Origin of the sequence: Trinickia sp. LjRoot230 (assembly GCF_964253315.1) — a bacterium.
Classification (GTDB): Bacteria; Pseudomonadota; Gammaproteobacteria; order Burkholderiales; family Burkholderiaceae; genus Trinickia.
Genome location: NZ_CAXUQX020000002.1, coordinates 457,125 through 477,020, shown reverse-complemented (window position 1 = coordinate 477,020; position 19,896 = coordinate 457,125). Strand labels below are relative to the sequence as shown.

The following is a 19,896-nucleotide window of genomic DNA, read 5'->3' as shown; positions in this document are numbered from 1 at the left end:
TCGTTATAGGGTCAAGCGAACAAGTGCATGTGGTGGATGCCTTGGCGATCACAGGCGATGAAGGACGCGGTAGCCTGCGAAAAGCTTCGGGGAGCTGGCAAACGAGCATTGATCCGAAGATGTCCGAATGGGGAAACCCACTCCGAATGGAGTATCCATGACTGAATCCATAGGTCATGAGAAGCGAACGCGGCGAACTGAAACATCTAAGTAGCCGCAGGAAAAGAAATCAACCGAGATTCCCAGAGTAGTGGCGAGCGAAATGGGATCAGCCGGTACACGTTATCTTCGACGTTAGCCGAACGCTCTGGAAAGTGCGGCCATAGCAGGTGATAGCCCTGTAGGCGAAAACGACGAGGAAGGACTAGGTGTACGACAAGTAGGGCGGGACACGTGAAATCCTGTCTGAAGATGGGGGGACCATCCTCCAAGGCTAAATACTCGTGATCGACCGATAGTGAACCAGTACCGTGAGGGAAAGGCGAAAAGAACCCCGGGAGGGGAGTGAAATAGATCCTGAAACCGCATGCATACAAACAGTCGGAGCCTGGAAACGGGTGACGGCGTACCTTTTGTATAATGGGTCAGCGACTTACGTTCAGTAGCAAGCTTAACCGAATAGGGCAGGCGTAGCGAAAGCGAGTCCGAATAGGGCGTTCAGTTGCTGGGCGTAGACCCGAAACCAAGTGATCTATCCATGGCCAGGTTGAAGGTGCGGTAACACGTACTGGAGGACCGAACCCACTAACGTTGAAAAGTTAGGGGATGAGCTGTGGATAGGGGTGAAAGGCTAAACAAACTTGGAAATAGCTGGTTCTCTCCGAAAACTATTTAGGTAGTGCCTCGTGTGTCACCTTCGGGGGTAGAGCACTGTCATGGTTGAAGGGTCCATTGCGGATTACTTCGCCATAGCAAACTCCGAATACCGAAGAGTGCAATCACGGGAGACAGACATCGGGTGCTAACGTCCGGTGTCAAGAGGGAAACAACCCAGACCGCCAGCTAAGGTCCCGAAATATAGCTAAGTGGGAAACGAAGTGGGAAGGCTAAAACAGTCAGGAGGTTGGCTTAGAAGCAGCCACCCTTTAAAGAAAGCGTAATAGCTCACTGATCGAGTCGTCCTGCGCGGAAGATGTAACGGGGCTAAGCTATATACCGAAGCTGCGGATGCGCACGCAAGTGCGCATGGTAGGAGAGCGTTCCGTAAGCCTGCGAAGGTGCACCGAAAGGTGTGCTGGAGGTATCGGAAGTGCGAATGCTGACATGAGTAGCGATAAAGGGGGTGAAAGGCCCCCTCGCCGTAAGCCCAAGGTTTCCTACGCAACGTTCATCGGCGTAGGGTGAGTCGGCCCCTAAGGCGAGGCAGAAATGCGTAGCTGATGGGAAGCAGGTCAATATTCCTGCACCATTGTGAGATGCGATGGGGGGACGGATCGCGGAAGGTTGTCCGGGTGTTGGACGTCCCGGTCGCTGCATTGGAGAAGGCGCTTAGGCAAATCCGGGCGCGTAATTCAAGGGTGTGGCGCGAGCGGCTTTAAGCTGCGAAGCAATCGGAAGGGGTCCCAAGAAAAGCCTCTAAGCTTCAGTCTCACAATGACCGTACCGCAAACCGACACAGGTGGGCGAGATGAGTATTCTAAGGCGCTTGAGAGAACTCGGGAGAAGGAACTCGGCAAATTGGTACCGTAACTTCGGGATAAGGTACGCCCCTGTAGCTTGACTGGCCTGCGCCAGAAGGGTGAAGGGGTTGCAATAAACTGGTGGCTGCGACTGTTTAATAAAAACACAGCACTCTGCAAACACGAAAGTGGACGTATAGGGTGTGACGCCTGCCCGGTGCCGGAAGATTAAATGATGGGGTGCAAGCTCTTGATTGAAGTCCCGGTAAACGGCGGCCGTAACTATAACGGTCCTAAGGTAGCGAAATTCCTTGTCGGGTAAGTTCCGACCTGCACGAATGGCGTAACGATGGCCACACTGTCTCCTCCCGAGACTCAGCGAAGTTGAAGTGTTTGTGATGATGCAATCTCCCCGCGGCTAGACGGAAAGACCCCATGAACCTTTACTGTAGCTTTGCATTGGACTTTGAACCGATCTGTGTAGGATAGGTGGGAGGCTATGAAGCGTGAACGCTAGTTTGCGTGGAGCCGTCCTTGAAATACCACCCTGGTTTGTTTGAGGTTCTAACCTTGGGCCCTGAATCGGGCTCGGGGACCGTGCATGGTAGGCAGTTTGACTGGGGCGGTCTCCTCCCAAAGCGTAACGGAGGAGTACGAAGGTACGCTAGGTACGGTCGGAAATCGTGCTGATAGTGCAATGGCATAAGCGTGCTTAACTGCGAGACCGACAAGTCGAGCAGGTGCGAAAGCAGGTCATAGTGATCCGGTGGTTCTGTATGGAAGGGCCATCGCTCAACGGATAAAAGGTACTCTGGGGATAACAGGCTGATACCGCCCAAGAGTTCATATCGACGGCGGTGTTTGGCACCTCGATGTCGGCTCATCTCATCCTGGGGCTGTAGCCGGTCCCAAGGGTATGGCTGTTCGCCATTTAAAGAGGTACGTGAGCTGGGTTTAAAACGTCGTGAGACAGTTTGGTCCCTATCTGCCGTGGGCGTTGGATATTTGAAGGGGGCTGCTCCTAGTACGAGAGGACCGGAGTGGACGAACCTCTGGTGTACCGGTTGTCACGCCAGTGGCATCGCCGGGTAGCTATGTTCGGAAGAGATAACCGCTGAAAGCATCTAAGCGGGAAACTCGCCTTAAGATGAGATATCCCCGGGGCTTCGAGCCCCTTGAAGGGTCGTTCCAGACCAGAACGTTGATAGGTCGGGTGTGTACACGCAGTAATGCGTTCAGCTAACCGATACTAATTGCCCGTAAGGCTTGATCCTATAACCGGAGCGTTTTGCGCTCAGAGTTATCGCTTTAGCGATTACTCTGGGCTCACCCCCGTCAGGGGGCCACACGCCAACCCAGGTTTGAGGCGCGTTTGCCAACCACAATCACCACCCCGCTGTAACCATTACTCTTCTTCCCAGATTGGCTGGCCCGTGCTCACCCAAGCACCCAGCTACAAGTCATGCCTGATGACCATAGCGAGTCGGTCCCACCCCTTCCCATCCCGAACAGGACCGTGAAACGACTCCACGCCAATGATAGTGCGGATTGCCCGTGTGAAAGTAGGTAATCGTCAGGCTCCCTATGCCGTATCCAACCCCCCGTTCAGCCTCCGTGCTGACGGGGGGTTGCTGTTTTTACGGCGCGTATAGGCCCGCTTTCCCTTCTTCTCAGATCGACGTTACATCATCCCTCAGCGACCAGCCGAATGCGGGTGATTTCCGACGGCGCGCCGAGCCGTTTCGGCGGTCCCCAATAACCGGTTCCGCGACTCGTATAGACCCAGAGATCGTCGATGCGTGCGAGGCCAGCAGTGAACGGTTGTTGAAACCGCACAAAGAAATTCCAAGGAAAGAATTGACCGCCATGCGTATGGCCGGAGAGCTGGAGCGTGTAGCCCGCGTCGGCCGCAGCCAGTGCAGTGCGCGGCTGGTGCGCGAGTAATACCCGGACGCGGGCATGTTCCGGCGCATTTTTTAGTGCCGCAGCTGGGTCACTGCGGTGCATTCCGTCGAAGTCGCTAGTCGAATAATCGGTAACGCCGGCCACAATAAACTGCGTACCGTTGTGCTCAAGTACGACATGTTCATTCATCAGCACGCTCAGGCCAAGCCGCCGGAATTCGGCGATCCATTCGTCTGCACCTGAATAATATTCATGATTACCGGTTACCAGATATGCGCCATATCGCGCACTCAGGCGTGCGAGCGGCTGAGTATGCTGCGCGAGCTGCGCAACCTTGCCATCGACCACATCGCCAGTTATGGCAATGAGATCGGGTTCGAGCCGGTTCACCTCGTCGACAATAGCGTCCACGTAGCGTTGCTTGATCGTAGGCCCGACGTGAATATCGCTGATCTGAACGATAGTCAGGCCGTCGAGTGCGGCGGGCAAATCGGCGATTGACACATCGACCGTCACCACCTTCGCACGGCGACGCGCATTCACGAATCCTATGATCGTAGATAGCAACGCGAGCAGGGGCACGGCGATAGCCGAGTCGGTTCGCCATCGGGTGAGCGAGATCGTATGCGGCAGCAGCGAATCGACGGTGAGAAGCGACGCGATCGACAAGTCGCGCAAAAATGTTAAGACGAGAAGCGATGAGAAAAAGCCCATGACGAGCAATCCAACCCACGCGAGCCGGTCAGCCAGCGGCTGACGCTGCAAGCCTCGGGCGAGTACGCCGAGAGGAATGACGATACAGGACAGAGCGAGCCACAATATGGCGGCGCTTTTCATCGCGGGATTGACAGGCCATTCGGGGATCAGCCGGAAACCAATATAGACGTGCAGCAAAATGCCAATGCCGATGACGCGAGCGAGAAAGCTGGAACGACGCATAAGTTTGGGATATTCAGTGAGGGGCGCCGAGGCATTGTACAGAGAGCGTCGATTGCTCGCCGGCCGCGATTGTGCGCAGCCCGAACGCGCTGACATGGGCAGCGATGACATATTCCTTTTGTGTCCGAGCTAACCTAATATTTAAAGGAGTCGCAACTCGAATCTCACGCCATTTGGCGCAGGCGACGTTGGGGAGACGAATGATGAAGACCGAGAAATTGCCGCATGCGGCCCATCATCATCATTTCAGTCACGAGGGCAGTCACGTGATGCTGCCACTCGTCGTGTTGTCGATGATGGCGCTGGTGGTTTACTACGTTGTGCGACGCATCGATTTGCTCGAAATCAGCCGAACGATCTTGTTTTACGTCGTCATGGTCTTCGCGACGCTTGGCATTGCCGGCTTGTTCGGCGTAGTTGGCGGCTGGCTGCGTTCCGGAGCCGATGCCGAAAGCGAGCGATTTTGTTTTGTCGGCGCGCTCATTGGAGCAATGATTTTTTATATCGCCTTGCTTATATAGGCGACCAGCACGCCCGGCTCGACGTCTACGGAGCAGACAGCGCCGTGGCGTGCAGCAAGCGTCAATCGATACGAGCAATTTCGTCGAAGGCGAAGCGAGGCAGGCGCGCGCGCAGCCCGGCCGAATCGCCGTAGCCCAGGTTGATCAGGAAATTCGATTTGATCGTGGTGCCGGCAAAGAAAGCTTCATCGACTTTTGCCGGATCGAAGCCCGACATCGGCCCAGCGTCGAGCCCGAGCGCTCGTGCTGCAATGATCAGATACGCTCCCTCCAACGACGAATTGCGAAAGGCCGTGGCTTGGATGGCGGCATCGTTGCCTGCAAACCAGCTTCGAGCATCGGAATGCGGAAAGAGCCTAGGGAGATGCTCGTAAAATGCCATGTCCATACCGACAATGACCGTCACGGGTGCCGCCATCGTTTTCTCGAGATTGCCCGCTGAAAGCGCTGGCCGTAATCGTTGCTTGGCCTCGGCACTTTTCACGAAAACAAAGCGGCCAGGGCTCGAATTAGCAGACGTTGGACCGAGCAACGTAAGTTCGATGATTCGCTCGAGCAGCGAATCATCGACGGATTTCGGAAGCCAGGCGCTATGAGTGCGAGCGCCAATGAAAATCTGCCTGAGGGCGTCGGTTGAAAGCGTCATCGGTAGTCAGGTCCGTTGGAAGTCGTTGCGGAGTAGCGGCACATCATAACTGCGCTCGCACGGCAATGCATCGCCGCAGCAAACCCGCACGACACCGCGTACAACCGATACGCGTCGCGACGTTAAACTATTGCATGAATTCCTTACCGCGTTATCGGCATATGCAGGCTAATCGAGCGCAACCACCGCTTCCTGGCTTCGTCGAGCTCCCCGAGCCGGAGGTCGACTGGCATCCCTGTTGGCTGCCCTCCGACGCTGCCGCAGGTACGTTGGAACGGCTGCTCAGTGAAGTCGTCTGGAAACAGGACAAGATCGGCACGCCTGGTGGCATCAAGCCATTGCCGCGTCTGACGGCCTGGCAGGGCGACCCCGGAACGGTCTACGTCTACTCGGGCATCCGTAATGAGCCGCAACCGTGGACTTCCACTGTGCTCGACCTCAAGCGAAGTATTGAAGCGACGACGGGGGCAACATTCAACAGCGTGCTGCTGAACCGCTATCGCAGCGGCGTCGACAGCATGGGCTGGCACGCCGACAGGGAGCCTGAATTGGGGCCGACGCCGGTCATTGCATCGCTGAGCCTGGGTGTCGCCCGTCGCTTTGACTTGCGGCACAACGCAACCGGCGTCGTCCGATCATTCGAGTTGACCAACGGCAGCTTGCTGGTCATGCGAGGGGCGACGCAGGCGCAATGGCGTCACCGTGTCCCCAAAGCACCGGGCCTGATCGGCGAGCGTATCAATCTGACGTTCCGCTCGGTGTCGCCGCGCTCAAGCGAGGTGCGCGAGGAGGGAACTTCGTCGTCGTGACTAGTCGATGCAGTTATCTTAAAAAACTTATAAAAGTTTATGCGCATAACACGTGCGTGCCGGTGCACGGCGACCGGCGTGCACGTGCTGTCTAATGGCCGCTTGGCTGCGGCAGGGCCGCGACTCGTTGTCCCACATTAATGCGGGAAAACGCTGTTTTCTGGCTCGATCGATTTCTTTTCGACAGCCTGCAGCCGCCAAACGCCTCCCACCGGGGAATGCTGGGACGCGCACGCCCATTCGGCGGCGCCTTGTGCAGCCGCGACGCGCTCATAGCGGTCCACGTGTAACCCACTCAATGTGCACACCGGTGTTTCGGTCTGATGTCCACAGAGCTTTGTTACACCACCTTCGTCGCGCACCTCGCCCCACGGCGGGAGTTCGATGCCCTCGTGCGACTCTCTTGACCAAACGCGCTCTTTAGTGTCTAGCCAGAGCACGGCGTAATCATGATTCACGGTGGGATCGGGCCCGTTTATCAAAATCGTAAGCCTCATCGAAAGCCTCTCTAAATGGGGTTGTATCAATCAGTCCCCTAATTCTCCTGCGTTTTCTCCTCGGTTTCCGATCTCGGACATGCCCCTTGGCGAAACGGCAGACTATCAATGTAGGCGCTTTGCGGCACGAAGCCAACTCATTTACTTATCGGAGGGCAAGCAAATAGGGACTGTTCCATCTCCCGCGCGGCACGCCCGCCCCTGTCACATAAAGGTTCGTTCGCGGTTATAAGGCTTCGCTATTGGCGGGCAGAACAATTTGTTGAACGTTATTTATAAGAGCATTAATTAAATAAGGAACCACAAAATGAGGCCCAATGCTGTAGGCCACGAGGGATGGGATGCGAGCGAGAGCTACCCGATTCATCGAGGCGGTGACGACGTGGAAGCCGGAAACCGCGAGCCCGGTAAGCCAACGTTGCGATCAACCGACCCGCGGTTTCCTACTTCCAGGGCGCCGCGGGGAGTGACGGACCAGGCATTGCCGCCTCGCCAAACGAGGTTCTCGTTGATGCAATCTCCGCGCACCGTCGTGTCTTTCTTACGAGAAGCGGAATTGACTAGGCGCCTTAGGCAGTCTTTGATCCGCGATACCGACGATGGCCGATGGAAAATCCCCGTTAACCTCCAATACGAGTTGTCCCCCGATATGTGGGTCGAGGCGTCCGGCAACCCGGATTACGGCATCGCAAGAACGGAGTGGGGGTTGATCGTCCGCCTGTTTGAAAAATACGGCCGCGACTACACGCTTTTTATGGAAGTCGGACCGGGAAGCGGTGCCAAGGCAGCGGCATGTATCGACGAATTGACCTCGCGCCAGGTTCGATATGTAGCCTTTGACATCAACGACAAAATGATGGAGTTAGCGCAACAGACGATAACGACGTACGCGAACGATCATCCTGAACGCGAAGTTTCGCGGCAGTTCAAAAAGGTCGATTTCGAAGATCGAGGGGCCATTTCGCGAGCCACACGGCCTTCCGATATTGCGGGCGAAAAGACGCTCATCGCGATGCTCGGACAAACCTTCGGCAATCCCACTCCGCAAGGCAGAAAGAACATGCTCGATAACATTCATGCATGCGCGCCTTATGGCGCGCGTTTAATGATGGGCGTCGCGATGGCACCGCCTGATCGCGCGGCAATAGACAACACACTGAAGGGATATCGGAGTGACGCCTACACGAAGCTGATTACCGCACCGCTTCGGCGGCTTGGTATTGCGGATGCCGGCAAGCTCGAAATCATCTGGAACGACGAGGCTCCCGGCATTGAGGGGATTTTCACGCTGAACAAGGATGTCGTGATCGATGGCACCGACATTTCGCTTGCGCAAGGTGAACAGATCGTTGCGTTCACCTCATTACGCTTTACGCATGAGGGTCTCAAAGCGGCGTTAGAGGCAGCCGGTTTCGCGGAAGTGGCATTCGAGGACGCCGATTCCGGTACCTATTCGGTCGTGACGGCAGTTGTTGCTGAACGAAGCGCGGAGGCTCCGTAAGTTTCATCTGACATTCCCGCGGCGCATGGCACACTAGCGTCTTCGACCGGGCAGCTGCCGGGGTGACAGGTGTTGTCCGATCGACGGACGCTTCAGTGCAAATCGCACCGAGTCGAAATCACAAAAAAGGAGCATCACCTCATGATGGCATCTCACGGAATCATTGCTTGGCTCATCATCGGCATCATTGCGGGCTGGCTTGCCGGCGTCATCCTCGGCCGCGGCGGATTCGGGCTATTGGGCGATATCGTCGTTGGCCTCGTTGGCGCTCTCGTCGGCGGGTGGTTGGCGGGGTTGCTCCATATCAACCTTGGTGGAGGATGGATTTCTTCCATTATTACCGCCACGGCGGGAGCGATCATTCTCATTTTGATTGTGAGATTGATCAAGCGCGGTTAGTTAGTAGTTCTAAATTGCGGCAGGTCGGGTTTGGAACGGGTTCAAAACGCCTCGCCGCAAAAAAGTGCCGCCGTCAGGCCCGGGTTCGAAGGCCAATAACCATGCATGTAGCTGGCGACGATCGAGCCATGCCGGAATATCGGCTCGCCCGGCTGGTCGCTCGATGGCCGCGTCGCATGACCTATCGGCTTGAGCGGCGTCGTCAGGTGCGAGTAGTGAAACGTGTGGCCCGTCATCGCGCCGTGTGCCGTCATCATCTGCTGCATGCCCAACGCAGCGAGTCGAGCTTGCATGACCGCACGCCCCGGCAGCACGCCCAGCATCGGCGCGACCGTGCCGGCACGATCGGTCAATGTTTCGACCAGATAGAGCATGCCACCACATTCCGCGACGACTGGCTTGCCCGCCGCGACATGGTCGCGAATCGACGTGGCAGTGCGTAGACCCATTGCGAGCGCGTCGACGTGCAGTTCCGGATAGCCGCCCGGCAAATAGAGCGCATCGGCCAGGTCGGGTAACGGTTCGTCTGCCAGCGGCGAAAAGTAGCTGACTCGCGCGCCAAGCGCTTCGAGAAGGCGTGTGTTCGCGGGATAGATAAATGAAAACGCTGCGTCGCAGGCAATCGCGATGTGTCGGTCAGCGAGCAGTCTGGGTACGGCGGCTTGCGACGCGGGCCCGAACTCGACGGCCGGCGGCAGTTCGGCCAGCGCCGTGCCGATGAGTGCATCGGCTGCTTTATCGATGCGAGCTTCGAGTCCAGCGATCTCATCAGCCTGATGCAAACCGAGGTGCCGCGAAGGCAGGCCGATTTCCTCCGAAGGAGCGACATGGCCGAGCCAGCGAATATCACCTGGCAGCGCACGTTCGAGCATCTGCGCGTGACCGGGCGAGGCAACGTGGTTCGCGAATACACCATGGAGCCGAACGTCTTGTCGATAACGCGCGAGCCCGAGCGCGACGGCCCCGAACGTCTGCGCCATGGCCTTCGCGGAAATCACCGCGGCGACGGGTAGGTTGAATGTCGCGGCGAGGTCGGCGCTGCAGGGCGTGCCGTCGAAAAGCCCCATCACGCCTTCGACGAGGATCAGATCGGCATCGGCTGCCGCATCCGCAAGCAATTGGCGGCACGCCGGCTCGCCGACCATCCACAGATCCAGCGAAAGGACCGGCGCTGCACTCGCGCGCGAGAGAATCATCGGATCGAGAAAGTCAGGGCCTGCCTTGAAGACGCGTACGCGCCGCCCATGCCTTCGATGCAGCCGTGCGAGACCTGCGGTAATCGTGGTCTTGCCCTGGCCTGACGCCGGTGCGCTGATAAAAAGAGCGGAGCATGCGGGCACCGTCAGAACTCCACGCCGCGCTGCGCCTTTACGCCTTGTTCGCGATACGGATGCTTCACGAGCCGCATTTCGGTAACGAGATCGGCGGCGTCGATCAACGCGTCGGAGGCATGCCGGCCCGTGACGACGACATGTTGCATCGGTTTGCGCGCCTGCAAGACGGCGAGCACTTCGTCCTCCAGCAGATATTCATACTTGAGCACCGTATTGAGCTCGTCGAGGATCACCATTCGATATTCCCCGCTTTCGATCATTCGGACCGCTTCATTCCAGCCTTTGCGCGCGGTGGCCATATCGGCTTCGCGATTTTGTGTGTTCCATGTATAGCCGTCGCCCATCGTGACGAAATCGCATTGCGGATGGCCGCCCAGGAAATCGCGCTCCGACGTATGCAGCGCGCCCTTGATGAACTGCACGACACCAATGCGCTCGTTATGCCCGAGCATCCGTACGGCCATGCCGAACGCGGCCGTGCTCTTGCCTTTGCCGTTGCCGGTATGGACGATCAAAAGCCCTTTTTCGACGGTCGCGGCCGCTTGTTTTTTTTCATGACCGTCGCGGCGCCGTTGCGTCATGCGTTGATGCGATTCGGGATCGGTTTTCATCGGTTGGTCCTCGTTGCTCCATGGAGTCTGTTCAAGGTTCGGGTACGGCCGCAATAGCGACGGCGACACGGCCGAGCGTCTGCTTGCCCACCACGAGCTGGCCGCCCGGTGTCGCAAGCAGCGCACATGGTTCGCACACGCCGCGCACGCCCTGGTGTCGACGTGCCGCAGGCGAAGCCGCAAGCGTTGGATTGGCCTCGAGACAGGCATTGATGACGTCTGAGGAAAACGTGGTGAGCGGCAACCGGTAATGCGTGCAAAACGCAATGAGCGCAGGCTCGTCCGCTTTCGACGCAATCGTGGCCACCCGATCAACATGATCGAGCGCGCGCTCGCCAAGCGCCGCGTGCACCGCGGCTTCGATTTCGTCGATTGAAACACCGCGCCGGCAGCCGATGCCAACAGTAAGCGCGGCGCGCAGCGGTGGCGGTAGTAGGGGTGACACAAGGCTCATGTGATGCTGGACGTGGCGCGCGGCAGCGCGATGCGCCGTGGACCGTCCCCCGCGGCCATGGCGTTCGGCGGACTCATGGCCGCCCCTTGCGCCGGCCGGTATCCGGGCTGGCCGCCTCGCATCTTCGCCTTCCCGTACCCGGCACACGCGGACAGTGGCTTTGAAGAGCGTGCAGGATCGATTGATCCGCTGGCGGTTGACCGTTGCGGGGACAGCACAGGCAAAGGCACGTTCGCCCTCCTGTTTCCCGTTTAACTGCAGGCGCGAACGCGCATGCGAGCACCAGACGCGAGGCATACGATATCACAGCAAATTAGCTATACCGTTTCTGTACCGTTCCTTGACGGTCGGTGCTGAGCGACCTACACTCGCTCCCAATCTGGTGCTCGCGTGCGCATTCCTGCGCGCGCAGTTAAACGGGAAACAGGAGCGTGTCGCGACAGTCGCTGTTCGATATCGCCAGCCTGTGCTGCCCCCGCAACGGTTAAGCGAACGCATCGCGCAAGCGATGCAACGCCGGCTTCGATGCATGCGCGCAAGGTCGCGCGTGTATGGTAACCACTGCGCAAGAAATATCACTACTCGCGTGGGAAGGTGAAGCGGCGCTTTCGCAAGCCCGGATACCGGCCAGAGGGGAGGACGGATGCCGCGGGTAGGTGGCATGCCGGCCAGGACGTCTTCGCACTTCGCGCTTTGCGCTTCGCAGTTGGCAATTCGCAATTTGCACACAACATCGCATTGCTTTGCACGATGTGCTGCGTCCACGTCAATTCGGGTTTCGCTTAAGCCAGAGGTCAACCGTGCTCAAGTCCGTCTGTGGGCTCTTCAACGACAGTTCAACTGCGTTGCGCAGGAAAGTGGCCGGTATCTATGCCGTGCTACTGGCATTCAATGTGGGCGCATGGGTATGGGCGTTCGTGGCGTTTCGCGGTCAGCCGGTACTACTCGGTACCGCTTTGCTCGCTTATACGTTCGGGCTGCGACATGCCGTCGACGCGGATCATATCGCCGCGATCGACAACGTGACGCGCAAGCTGCTGCAGGAACGTCGCAACCCGCTCGGTACCGGCTTTTTCTTTTCGCTCGGACATTCGACGGTGATCATCGTGATGTCGATTGCCGTTGCGCTGACGGCTGCGACGCTGACGACACATTTTTCGCAATTGAAAGCGGTGGGCGGTTTGATCAGCACGAGCATATCGGCCTTTTTTCTGTTGGTGCTCGCGCTTGCCAATATGACTATCCTGCTATCGCTTTGGCGCACGTTTCGCGCTGCGCGCCGCGGTGAACCGCTGGTCGAAGAAGACCTCGATTTGCTGCTCGGTTCGCGCGGGTTCCTCGCCCGCGTGTTTCGCCCGCTTTTTGCACTTGCCTCGCGTAGTTGGCATCTTTATCCGATCGGGCTGCTGTTTGGCCTCAGTTTCGATACCGCCACCGAGGTCGCGCTTTTCGGCATCTCGGCGACGCAAGCCTCGGGCGGGATGTCGGTCTGGTCCGTCGCCGCATTACCGCTGCTTTTTACGGCCGGCATGTCGCTCGTCGATACGACCGATGGCATTCTGATGACCGGTGCATATCAATGGGCGTTCGTGCGGCCCATCCGCAAGATCTACTACAACATGACGATCACATTCGTCTCGGTCGTCGTGGCGCTCGTGATCGGCAGCGTCGAAGCGCTCGCGCTGGCGGCCGACAAGCTGCAGCTTAAAGGCGGATTTTGGGATTTCATCGGCAATATCGCCGCGCACTTCGGATTGCTTGGCTATTTCGTTATCGGCATCTTCGTATTGAGTTGGGCTGCTTCGGCGTTGATTTACCGCGTGAAGCGCTACGACAAAATCGATGTGACTGTGTCGACTTGAATGAACGTCGATTTGATTGTTTTTTCGATAAAGATTGAGGCATCAGATGCAGACTTCCATGCGCAAAATTCCGGTGACGATCGTCACCGGCTTTCTCGGCAGCGGCAAAACCACCTTGCTGCGCCATATTCTCGGCAACGCGCGCGGCTTGCGTATTGCCGTCATCGTCAATGAGTTCGGCGAGCTCGGCATCGACGGCGAAATCCTCAAAGGATGCGGCATCGGATGCACCGACGATGGCAGCGGCGGTGAGAACGAAGAGGCCGGCTCGCTTTATGAGCTAGCCAACGGTTGCCTGTGCTGCACCGTGCAAGAGGAATTCTTGCCCGTGATGGAGCAGTTGATCGAACGTCGCGATGGTCTCGATCATGTGCTGATCGAGACGTCGGGTCTCGCATTACCAAAGCCGCTCGTGCAGGCTTTCAACTGGCCGTCCATCAAGACGGGATTTACTGTCGATGCTGTGGTGACCGTCGTTGATGGCGCGGCTGTCGCCAGCGGGCAATTCGCGGCCGATCCCGATGCCGTCGATGCGCAGCGCAAAGCCGATCCCAATCTTGACCATGAATCGCCGTTGCACGAGCTGTTCGAAGATCAGTTGTGCGCGGCCGATCTCGTGGTGCTCAATAAAGTTGACTTGCTCGACGACATGCAAAGCGCTGCAGTCGAGGCACTCGTTCGCGAAGAAATTCCCGCGCAGGTCAAGATCGTGCGCGCGCAAATGGGCGCGCTCGATTTGCATGCGCTGCTAGGCCTCGAATCCGCATCCGAAGCAGCCATTCATCTGCGCGAAGATCATCACGGCTCGGCCGATGGAGATCATCACGATCATCATCACGATGAATTCGATTCAGTTGTTGTCAGCGGTCATCCTGCCACGCGTGAGGCGGCCGTCGCCGCGCTGCGGCGGCTTGTCGAGGCGCATGCGATTTATCGCGCCAAAGGTTTTGCCGCGCTGCCGGGTGCACCGATGCGTCTTGTGATTCAAGGCGTCGGTCGACGATTCGACAGTTATTTCGACCGGCGCTGGCAACCGCACGAATCGCTCACCAGCCGTTTCGTGCTGATCGGGCAGGGCCTCGATCAAGCGCTGCTGCAGCGTGCATTCGATGCGGCGCTTGCGGCCGAAGTGCAACCGGTCTGATACATCATGCACTTATTGCGTACCGTGCCTGGCGGCTTCGTCGACGATGCGGCCGGTGTCGTGCGGATCGATCAACAGCCCGCTGACATCGTCGTGATGAGCTCGGCCGATACGACGCTGTCGTTGCTGGCGAGCGTCGTCGAACGGCTCGGCGCAGGCTTTCCGAGCCTGCGTCTGGCGAACCTGGCTTATCTGCGGCAGCCAGCGTCCGTCGATTTTTATATCGACGACGTGTTGCAGCATGCACGCGTGATCGTCATCGATCATCTTGGCGGCGAGGCTTATTGGCCCTACGGCATCGAACGTATCGGCGAGCTGGCAAGGCACAAGCGTCAACTGCTCGTCATGTTTTCGGGTGATTTGCAGGAGGACGAAAACCTCATCGCCAAAAGTACCGCCGATGCATCGCTCTCGCGATTGCTGTGGCGTTATCTGCGCGAAGGCGGGCCGACGAACGCACAAGCGTTTTTGCGCGCGATCGCCTGGCATGGATTCGGTTGGGGGAGCGAGCCACCGCCGCCTGTTCCGCTGCCGTCTGCGGCGCTCTATCATCCACAACGCGATACGCCGACCATCGCCGATTGGCAATCACGTTGGTGCGCCGGTGCGCCAGTCGTCGCAATACTCTTTTATCGCGCGCATCTTCAAGCCGCTAATACGGCGGCGTTCGATGCGCTCATCGAAGCGCTCGAAGTGCGGCAGATGAATCCGCTGCCGGTTGCGGTCACCTCGCTCAAAGACACGGTATGCCGCGATGTCGTCGCACGCCTTTGCGCCGAGCATGATGCAGCGCTCGTGCTCAATACCACGTCATTTGCCGCGTCCGCTATCGACGACCCCGAGCCGTTCGTGCTCGCCGGCGACGCGCCGGTGATGCAAGTCATTTTGTCCAGCGCAAGCCGCGAGAGCTGGCTTAACGACAATCAAGGGTTGAATGCGCGCGATATCGCAATGCACATCGCATTGCCTGAGGTCGATGGACGGATCATTACGCGAGCGATCAGCTTCAAAGGCCTCGCGTATCGATGCGCGCAGACGGAAGTCGATGTGGTCCGCTATCAACCCGATGCCGAGCGCATTGCCTTCGTGGCGGAACTGAGCCGACATTGGTGCCGGCTGCGACATATCCGCAACGGTGAAAAACGGCTTGCGCTCGTGCTTGCGAATTATCCGACTAGCGAAGGGCGGATCGGCAACGGCGTCGGGCTTGACACGCCGGCGTCTGTCGTCGCGATCCTTTCAATGTTGCGCGATGCGGGCTATCGCGTCGACAACGTGCCCGACGATAGCGATGCGCTGATGCGCATGCTGACGCAAGGTGTGACGAACGAGCCCAATATGCGAAGCCTGCGCCCGGCGCTGCAAAGCTTTTCGCTCGATGACTACCTCACATGCTTCGACGCGTTGCCGGACGATGTCAAGCAGGCGCTGAACGCGCGTTGGGGGCCGCCCGAACGCGATCCAACGATTCGGCGAGGCCGTTTCATGATCGCCGGTTGGCATTGCGGGCAGGTATTCATCGGCATACAGCCGCCACGTACGCGCGAGGGGAGCGATTACGCCAGTTATCACGATGCCGATCTCGTGCCGCCGCACGCATATCTGGCTTTCTATTTCTGGCTGCGTCGCGGGTTCAATGTTGATGCGATTGTCCATGTCGGCAAGCACGGCAATCTCGAATGGCTGCCGGGCAAGAGCGTTGCGCTCAGCGCAAGCTGCTGGCCCGATTTGATACTTGGGCCGGTGCCGCATCTTTATCCGTTTATCGTCAACGACCCAGGCGAGGGCAGCCAGGCGAAGCGCCGCGCGCAGGCGGTCATCATCGACCATTTGATGCCGCCGCTCACGCGAGCCGAGACGTATGGCCCGTTGCAGGACCTCGAGCGGCAAGTCGACGAATACTACGAAGCACTGTTGGTCGATGCGCGTCGCGCGCGATTACTGCGCAGCACGATTGTCGCGACGATCGTCGAGCACCGGCTGCACGAGGAGCTCAGCATGGCGCCGCCGCGTGGGCGCGAAGACGAGGATGCGCTGCTTACGCGTGTGGATGCATGGCTTTGCGAGCTGAAGGAGGCGCAGATTCGCGACGGCTTGCACACGTTTGGAAGTTCGCCACAAGGGCTGCAACGGCGCGATACGCTGCTCGCGCTCGGACGTTTCCCGGTGGGCGATGGTCGCGGCGCCAACGCGGGCCTGATCGACGCGCTCGCACACGATCTTGAGATCGCGGATGGCTTCGATCCATTGGCGGCGGAATGGGCGCCATTGTGGACGGGCCCGCGTCCGCCGATGCTGGCGCAGATTAGCGACGCGCCCTGGCGCCATAACGGCGATACGCGCGAGCGGCTCGAGTTGCTCGCGGCGTCCGTGGTGGAAAGCCAGATGCTGAACGATGACCGCGGCGCCGGCATAGGCATTAGTAGTGTTAATGCGAGTCCGATCGCCACATTGCCGCTGACGGCGTGCGTGCTGCAACGGCTGGCGAATGACGTATTGCCGCGCCTCGACGCCTGTGGCGCGAGCGAATTGCGCAATCTTGCGCGTGGCCTTGAAGGTCGATTTGTACCGCCTGGGCCGAGCGGTTCCCCGTCGCGCGGGCGGCCTGATGTGCTGCCGACCGGGCGCAATTTTTATTCGATCGACACACGTGCCGTTCCAACGCAGGCGGCGTGGGCACTCGGGCTCAAGTCCGCGCGCCAACTAATCGAACGTCATCTTCAAGAGCATGGCGATTACCCGCGCGCGATCGGTCTTTCCGTGTGGGGCACCGCAACGATGCGCACAGGTGGCGACGATATCGCGCAGGCGTTCGCGTTGATGGGTGTGCGTCCGAAGTGGGCGCCGGGCAGCCATCGTGTGACTGACTTCGAAATCTTGCCGACTGGCGTGCTCGAATGGCCGCGCATCGATGTCACGCTGCGCGTGTCGGGTTTTTTTCGCGATGCGTTCCCGAACGTCATGCATCTTTTCGATGCCGCTGTGCAAGGCGTGGCGGAGCTCGACGACGAAGCCGAAGATGTGAATCCGATAAGGGTGCGTGTGCTGCGCGAGCGCGACGCATGGATCGCGCAGGGCCTCGATGCAGACAAGGCGCGTGCGCGGGCCGGCTGGCGTGTGTTTGGTGCGAAGCCGGGTGCCTATGGTGCAGGGCTGCAGGAAATGATCGATTCGCGCCAATGGGACAGCGATGCCGATCTTGCAAACGCGTATCGCGAATGGGGTGGGTACGTCTATGGGCAGCGCAGCGCGGGCGATGAGGCGCGCGAGGTGTTCGCTACGAGGCTGGCGACGATCGATGTTGTACTGCATAACCAGGACAATCGCGAGCACGATCTGCTCGACTCGAACGACTACTATCAGTTTCAAGGTGGAATCGCGGCTGCGGTGCGGCACTTCGCAGGCGCGCAGCCGCTCATCTATCATGCGGACCATAGCAACCCGGCGGCGCCGCGTGTGCGTCCGCTGACCGAGGAGATCGCACGTGTGATCCGTTCGCGGGTGATCAATCCGAAGTGGATCGACGGTGTCAAGCGCCATGGCTACAAGGGTGCGGCAGAAATGGCGGCAACCGTCGATTACCTGTTTGGTTACGATGCCACCGCGCGCGTCGTTGCCGACCACCAATACGCGCTCGTAACGGATGCTTATCTGAACGACGCACCGACGCGCGATTTTTTACAGGCGCACAACCCGCATGCGATGCATTCGATCTGCGAGCGTTTGCTCGAGGCGATCGAACGCGGATTGTGGCAGAACCCTGGCGCTTATCGCGCGCAGATCGCAGCGCATTTGCTTGCGAGCGAACAGCAGATCGAAGGAATAACGTCATGAACATGTCGCTGCGCGCGGCTTTGCCCGCGCCTTATCCGTTCGCCGCGCTGATCAGTCAGGAGCCCTTGCAGCAGGCCTTGCTGCTTGCGGCGGTCGATCCTGGCATCGGCGGTGTGCTTGTCAGCGGGCCGCGGGGTACGGCGAAATCAACTGCGGCCCGCGGGCTCGCGGAGATGTTGCCGACGGGCCGTTTCGTCACGCTGCCGCTCGGAGCAAGCGAAGACCGGCTGATCGGCACGCTCGATCTGGACGAAGTGCTGCGCGGTGGCCCGCTCAAGTTCTCGCCTGGGCTGTTGGCTCAGGCGCATGAGGGCGTGCTTTACGTCGATGAAGTCAATTTGCTGGCCGATGCGCTCGTCGATGCACTGCTCGATGCGGCAGCCAGCGGTGTCAACGTCGTCGAGCGCGATGGCGTCTCGCACAGCCATGAGGCGCGCTTTGTCCTCGTAGGCACGATGAACCCGCAGGAGGGCGAGCTACGGCCTCAATTGCTCGACCGCTTCGGTCTGATGATCGAGCTCGATAACTGTTTCGATCCGCGCGTGCGGCAATCGATTGTGAAGGCGCGGCTCGCCTTCGAGGCAGACCCTCACGCGTTTCGTGACCAGTGGCGCGCGGCTCAGCAGGCGCTCGCGCAGCGCGTGACAGACGCACGCGCTGCCTTGCCGCGGTTTTCGTTCGATGACACCGTTCACGAGGCGGTCAGCGCGAGCTGTGTAGCGGCCGCGGTGGATGGCATGCGCGCCGATCTCGTCATGTTGCGCTCGGCTCGCGCTTTGGCAGCGTTCGAGCAAGCGGAGACCGTGACGCCCGAACATGTGGAGCGCGTGGCGCAGGCTGTCTTGCGACATCGTCGGCGTGAGCGAGACGCAGCGAGCCATCCGACAGAGCCGGATGGCTCTCAACGAAGCGAGAAAGATGCGCGCGAGCGTCGCGACGAGCCGTCAGCGGGTGGCTCAGGTGCCTCGAGAACCGGCGCGACGCTGTCCGATAAGCGCGGGGGCCGGCCGTCGACACCCATAGAGACACACAACGATTTCGGCTATTTGCCGCCCGAGCCGACGGGCATGGCTCAGGTCAAAAGCGTGATTCCGTTGAGCGCGGGAAAAAAGCGCTGAGCCATCGGAAGTGGGCCGCCGCTGACTCCACCAGCGGTTTTCGATGGCTTCAAGGCGATCATTTCTCACCGCGGCGCGGGGGTGTGAACCGAGGCACTGGCACACGTGTCGCGTGGCCGGCCACGCTCGCGCAAAAGCGCCAGCTGTCTTTACATACGTCGCATTTGCGCTATGTGCGGAGGGCGTCGTCGGAAGGCGCATTACATTGTTTCGTGCTCGATTGTTCGGCGTCGATGCTTGTGCATGAGCAGCTCGCTCGCGCCAAGGGTGTGTTGCTTGCGTGCTTCGATCGCGCTGCAGCCGAGCGCGCCGAGGTTGCGTTGATCTGCTTCGGTGGCGCGCGCGCCGATTTGCGCTTTGGCCCGGCTGTGCCGCGCTGGTGGAACGAACGGTGGGTCGCGCCGATTGGCGGTGCGGGGGGCACGCCATTCGAACTCGGCATTGCGACCGCTACGCAACTGCTCGCGCGCACGCGTCGCCGCAAGCCCTATCAGCAGCGCGTGCTGTGGGTAATGACAGATGGCCGCTGCCTCGACGAGCCTGCGAAGCCGGACCTCGCCAATCGCGTCATATTCGTCGATTGCGAGCACCAGACACCCAAGCTTGGGCGTTGCATTGAACTGGCGAGCGAGTGGGGCGCAGCTTGTCTATCGCTCGAGGAATTGATGGGTCCTCAGCAATAGTAAGGAGTGCTTATCAATCC

The 19,896-nt window shown here is 59.3% G+C and carries 15 protein-coding genes, 2 rRNA genes and 2 riboswitches; of the genes, 11 read left to right on the top strand and 6 right to left on the bottom strand.

Translation table 11 applies throughout. The annotated features are described in order from the left end of the window. Positions 1-9: 9 nt before the first annotated feature. Positions 10-2,893 (top strand): 23S ribosomal RNA (locus tag ACSQ20_RS21160). Between the two features lie 191 nt (positions 2,894-3,084). Beyond that, positions 3,085-3,198 (top strand): 5S ribosomal RNA (gene rrf / locus ACSQ20_RS21155). Positions 3,199-3,305: 107 nt separating this feature from the next. Here the strand turns inward: rrf and ACSQ20_RS21150 are convergent. Continuing rightward, positions 3,306-4,463 (bottom strand): metallophosphoesterase, encoded by a 1,158-nt coding sequence (locus ACSQ20_RS21150; RefSeq protein ID WP_436023900.1) that lies wholly within the window; start codon positions 4,461-4,463, stop codon positions 3,306-3,308. Positions 4,464-4,666: 203 nt separating this feature from the next. On the opposite strand from ACSQ20_RS21150, the gene ACSQ20_RS21145 reads away from it, so the two are divergent. After that, entirely contained in the window at positions 4,667-4,984 is a 318-nt protein-coding gene (locus ACSQ20_RS21145; RefSeq protein ID WP_436025787.1) for a hypothetical protein, read from the top strand. 61 nt (positions 4,985-5,045) lie between these two features. Here the strand turns inward: ACSQ20_RS21145 and ACSQ20_RS21140 are convergent, their stop codons facing one another. Then, positions 5,046-5,630 (bottom strand): malonic semialdehyde reductase, encoded by a 585-nt coding sequence (locus ACSQ20_RS21140; protein ID WP_436023898.1) that lies wholly within the window; start codon positions 5,628-5,630, stop codon positions 5,046-5,048. 161 nt (positions 5,631-5,791) lie between these two features. On the opposite strand from ACSQ20_RS21140, the gene ACSQ20_RS21135 reads away from it, so the two are divergent. Next, a complete protein-coding gene (locus ACSQ20_RS21135; protein WP_436023896.1) occupies positions 5,792-6,439 on the top strand; it encodes an alpha-ketoglutarate-dependent dioxygenase AlkB family protein in 648 nt (215 codons plus the stop codon). Between the two features lie 137 nt (positions 6,440-6,576). Here the strand turns inward: ACSQ20_RS21135 and ACSQ20_RS21130 are convergent, their stop codons facing one another. Then, the gene (locus tag ACSQ20_RS21130; RefSeq protein WP_436023894.1) at positions 6,577-6,936 is read right to left on the bottom strand and encodes a DUF3564 family protein; all 360 of its coding nucleotides are present in this window, start codon (positions 6,934-6,936) and stop codon (positions 6,577-6,579) included. A gap of 556 nt (positions 6,937-7,492) precedes the next feature. Between ACSQ20_RS21130 and ACSQ20_RS21125 the strand changes: the two genes are divergently transcribed. Next, positions 7,493-8,437 (top strand): L-histidine N(alpha)-methyltransferase, encoded by a 945-nt coding sequence (locus ACSQ20_RS21125; RefSeq protein WP_436023892.1) that lies wholly within the window; start codon positions 7,493-7,495, stop codon positions 8,435-8,437. A gap of 144 nt (positions 8,438-8,581) precedes the next feature. Next, complete coding sequence (locus ACSQ20_RS21120) at positions 8,582-8,836, top strand: GlsB/YeaQ/YmgE family stress response membrane protein (RefSeq protein ID WP_436025785.1); 255 nt, start codon at positions 8,582-8,584, stop codon at positions 8,834-8,836. 41 nt (positions 8,837-8,877) lie between these two features. Here ACSQ20_RS21120 and ACSQ20_RS21115 read toward each other — a convergent pair whose 3' ends face one another. From ACSQ20_RS21115 to ACSQ20_RS21105, 3 genes are read right to left on the bottom strand one after another with little or no spacing between them, the layout of a single operon-like run. Continuing rightward, positions 8,878-10,176 (bottom strand): cobyrinate a,c-diamide synthase, encoded by a 1,299-nt coding sequence (locus ACSQ20_RS21115; protein ID WP_436023890.1) that lies wholly within the window; start codon positions 10,174-10,176, stop codon positions 8,878-8,880. A gap of 2 nt (positions 10,177-10,178) precedes the next feature. Next, the gene (gene cobO, locus ACSQ20_RS21110; RefSeq protein WP_436023888.1) at positions 10,179-10,781 is read right to left on the bottom strand and encodes a cob(I)yrinic acid a,c-diamide adenosyltransferase; all 603 of its coding nucleotides are present in this window, start codon (positions 10,779-10,781) and stop codon (positions 10,179-10,181) included. Positions 10,782-10,812: 31 nt separating this feature from the next. Then, the gene (locus ACSQ20_RS21105; RefSeq protein WP_436023886.1) at positions 10,813-11,235 is read right to left on the bottom strand and encodes a cobalamin biosynthesis protein; all 423 of its coding nucleotides are present in this window, start codon (positions 11,233-11,235) and stop codon (positions 10,813-10,815) included. Between the two features lie 76 nt (positions 11,236-11,311). Continuing rightward, positions 11,312-11,538, bottom strand: a riboswitch (cobalamin riboswitch). A 60-nt stretch (positions 11,539-11,598) separates the two neighbouring features. After that, a riboswitch (cobalamin riboswitch) is annotated at positions 11,599-11,881 on the top strand. Positions 11,882-12,035: 154 nt separating this feature from the next. Here ACSQ20_RS21105 and ACSQ20_RS21100 point away from each other — a divergent pair. From ACSQ20_RS21100 to ACSQ20_RS21080, 5 genes are all read left to right on the top strand, one after another. Further along, complete coding sequence (locus tag ACSQ20_RS21100; RefSeq protein ID WP_436023884.1) at positions 12,036-13,097, top strand: HoxN/HupN/NixA family nickel/cobalt transporter; 1,062 nt, start codon at positions 12,036-12,038, stop codon at positions 13,095-13,097. Between the two features lie 46 nt (positions 13,098-13,143). Continuing rightward, positions 13,144-14,241, top strand: coding sequence for a cobalamin biosynthesis protein CobW (gene cobW, locus ACSQ20_RS21095; protein ID WP_436023882.1), 1,098 nt, complete (start codon positions 13,144-13,146; stop codon positions 14,239-14,241). A gap of 6 nt (positions 14,242-14,247) precedes the next feature. Then, complete coding sequence (gene cobN, locus ACSQ20_RS21090; RefSeq protein WP_436023880.1) at positions 14,248-18,075, top strand: cobaltochelatase subunit CobN; 3,828 nt, start codon at positions 14,248-14,250, stop codon at positions 18,073-18,075. A gap of 2 nt (positions 18,076-18,077) precedes the next feature. After that, on the top strand, positions 18,078-19,193 hold the full coding sequence (locus ACSQ20_RS21085) for an ATP-binding protein (RefSeq protein WP_436025783.1): 1,116 nt from the start codon (positions 18,078-18,080) through the stop codon (positions 19,191-19,193). An 83-nt stretch (positions 19,194-19,276) separates the two neighbouring features. Beyond that, positions 19,277-19,876 (top strand): vWA domain-containing protein, encoded by a 600-nt coding sequence (locus ACSQ20_RS21080; protein ID WP_436023878.1) that lies wholly within the window; start codon positions 19,277-19,279, stop codon positions 19,874-19,876. Positions 19,877-19,896: the final 20 nt, after the last annotated feature.

Excerpts from the sequence above, each read along its gene's own strand:
- ACSQ20_RS21105 (WP_436023886.1), bottom strand. The coding sequence starts at position 11,235 with ATGAGCCTTGTGTCACCCCTACTACCGCCACCGCTGCGCGCCGCGCTT.
- cobW (WP_436023882.1), top strand. The coding sequence starts at position 13,144 with ATGCAGACTTCCATGCGCAAAATTCCGGTGACGATCGTCACCGGCTTT.
- cobN (WP_436023880.1), top strand. The coding sequence starts at position 14,248 with ATGCACTTATTGCGTACCGTGCCTGGCGGCTTCGTCGACGATGCGGCC.
- ACSQ20_RS21140 (WP_436023898.1), bottom strand. The coding sequence starts at position 5,630 with ATGACGCTTTCAACCGACGCCCTCAGGCAGATTTTCATTGGCGCTCGC.
- ACSQ20_RS21120 (WP_436025785.1), top strand. The coding sequence starts at position 8,582 with ATGGCATCTCACGGAATCATTGCTTGGCTCATCATCGGCATCATTGCG.
- ACSQ20_RS21145 (WP_436025787.1), top strand. The coding sequence starts at position 4,667 with ATGAAGACCGAGAAATTGCCGCATGCGGCCCATCATCATCATTTCAGT.
- ACSQ20_RS21150 (WP_436023900.1), bottom strand. The coding sequence starts at position 4,463 with ATGCGTCGTTCCAGCTTTCTCGCTCGCGTCATCGGCATTGGCATTTTG.
- ACSQ20_RS21085 (WP_436025783.1), top strand. The coding sequence starts at position 18,078 with ATGTCGCTGCGCGCGGCTTTGCCCGCGCCTTATCCGTTCGCCGCGCTG.
- ACSQ20_RS21130 (WP_436023894.1), bottom strand. The coding sequence starts at position 6,936 with ATGAGGCTTACGATTTTGATAAACGGGCCCGATCCCACCGTGAATCAT.
- cobO (WP_436023888.1), bottom strand. The coding sequence starts at position 10,781 with ATGAAAACCGATCCCGAATCGCATCAACGCATGACGCAACGGCGCCGC.
- ACSQ20_RS21135 (WP_436023896.1), top strand. The coding sequence starts at position 5,792 with ATGCAGGCTAATCGAGCGCAACCACCGCTTCCTGGCTTCGTCGAGCTC.